Raw genomic sequence first — 2,109 nt, forward strand, 5'->3', positions numbered from 1 at the left:
ATCTTTATGCGTGATGTTTAAACGTAAGAAACTCACCTGTTGAGTGTGAAGATTTCTACCTTGTAACGGTTTTGGTAAATGATCTGCCATGTCTTTTTCCTTCTTAATAATTATGCTGCTTCACCACTGTAGGTGGGGATAACAATGGTTCCAAAATCTTGTGCTGTTTGTGCACTATTGGGCATTTGGAAACGTGTTTTCTTCATTCCAATCAAAGTTTTAGCGGCAACGCCAAATTCACGTTCATAATCAAAGTATTCTTCTTTCAGTGTGTAATGGGTTGCACTGTGATTTTTACCAAAACCGATAATCGCACTTTGCGCTCCTAAGAACACCGCACGACGAACGCTTTTAACAGCTGTAGAATCTGTTGATTTAACACCATGGGTGACATGGATTGCTTCGCGTAAAACAACACCATTATACATGCCTAGTGAACCGTCAAAGATTGGGTTCTTCGCGCGAGAGGTTGCATAAACCGATTTTTGAATATCTAACCATTCACCGGCTGCTGTATTGGTTCGCAACTGCATCACTTGGGTTGGRTGCAAATAAAGAACGTAAACRTCATCACCRTTRACATGAACGGGRGAAATTTGCGGATTAGCTAATTTGGCTTGTTTTACCGCTTCATCAATCAATTTAAGGCTAAAGCTATGTTTGGCTTTATCGGTAAGCTCTTCATCCTTGGTTTTACCATCGGGGCGGATAATCCGTTCACTGCTTGGTGCCATGATTTCATTAAAGCCGTAATGAACCGGTTTAATATACACTTCTCGACCATCAACATTAATTGTACGCGCGGTATAACCACACACCTGTAAAAAGAACATGATGCTTAAACGATTGGCATACCAGCGAACCAATCCTTCTTTAGCTTTCTTGCGTAAATTCGGCAGTATTCTCTGTTGATCAATTGAGTCATCATTCGCCACACGCGCTGCATGTAAAAGCTCGTTAATGACCAGCCTATCATTCATAAATTGAAGTGCTTCTTCATTGCCTTCTAAGGTTTCGCCTTGTGTAACACCATCTCCAAACAGATTCACCAGCAAACTGAATGTAACGCTATCCCCTGCACTCTTATGGGTTTCGTTATAAAGCTGGATAATGCTATTTGAACTTTTGCCAATCAAGGGGGCAATTTTCGTAGCTTTTAAAACTTCATTGCTTAATTTCTGTGACCACAATTTCACCGATTGTGGATCATTGGTTCCTATATGTGTTGTTGCCATTTATTTTACCTTTCTTTGCTGTAAAAAAAACCGGCTTTAAGCCGGTGGGAAACCCGCATCAAAGGCGGATTATGTTGTAAAACTTATTGCCTAATCGGGGTCTGCACCCATAATTTCATAAAAACGGGCTTCATTTTTCGGCTTGGCTATCCAAGCATCAAATTCCTTCTCTGACATATCGGCAAGAGTTTGTTTGGTCATAGGTCCAACACTGCCCCCTCCACCAGATGCCGTTAAGGTTCTCGCAGAATTCTGCCGGTGTTGAAGCGCTGCAACTTGATTATTGGCTTGCACCGCTTGGTTTTGATACCCTAAATTTTGCGCTATCCTATAAATTTCTTCTGCTGGATTGAGATCTCGTTGCGCACAAGTCGCTACAAGCGCATGCAATTGATCTTTTATAATCGCATCTATCGTGCTCTTTTGCGCATACTCTGGATAAAGTGACGACCAAGAACTTAATTCCTTTGCACGCGCCTCATAAAGAAAATCTGCTGCGGCACCAAAATCACTGTATTTATTCTTAACATTCTCAAAAGAGCTATTAAAAAACTCACCAAGACGCATATCATGTTGATGCTGTTCCTCAGCTTGTCTTAGCGCTTCCTTCTGTGCCCTAATGTACGCATCTTGCTCTTGAAGCTTCTTGCCCATCCAACCCATATAGCCAATAATGTCCTCACGTGGGTCTGGGGGGCTTCCTTCATCTTCAACCATTGGCGCTTGGGGTTGCTGTTCATAAAACTTAGCAAGCGCTTCACGGGCTTTCTTGAGTTGTTCTACAGCACGCTGCCGATCTATAGGAACGGTTTCTGAAAGCTGTTCAGCGGGCTCTGCAACCGGCTCTGGAGACGTAACATCATGGCTCTCAACC

At 42.6% G+C, this 2,109-nt stretch carries 2 protein-coding genes; both read right to left on the bottom strand.

Translation table 11 applies throughout. From position 1 onward, the window contains the following. Positions 1-110: 110 nt before the first annotated feature. Positions 111-1,235, bottom strand: coding sequence for a BaGTA-type gene transfer agent major capsid protein (bgtG, locus tag HWX04_RS08030; protein WP_175869601.1), 1,125 nt, complete (start codon positions 1,233-1,235; stop codon positions 111-113). A gap of 90 nt (positions 1,236-1,325) precedes the next feature. Further along, on the bottom strand, positions 1,326-2,109 hold a 784-nt coding region (locus HWX04_RS08035), incomplete at its 5' end, for a hypothetical protein (protein WP_175869602.1).

The sequence above is a fragment of the Bartonella gabonensis genome, assembly GCF_903679515.1.
Classification (GTDB): domain Bacteria; phylum Pseudomonadota; class Alphaproteobacteria; order Rhizobiales; family Rhizobiaceae; genus Bartonella; species Bartonella gabonensis.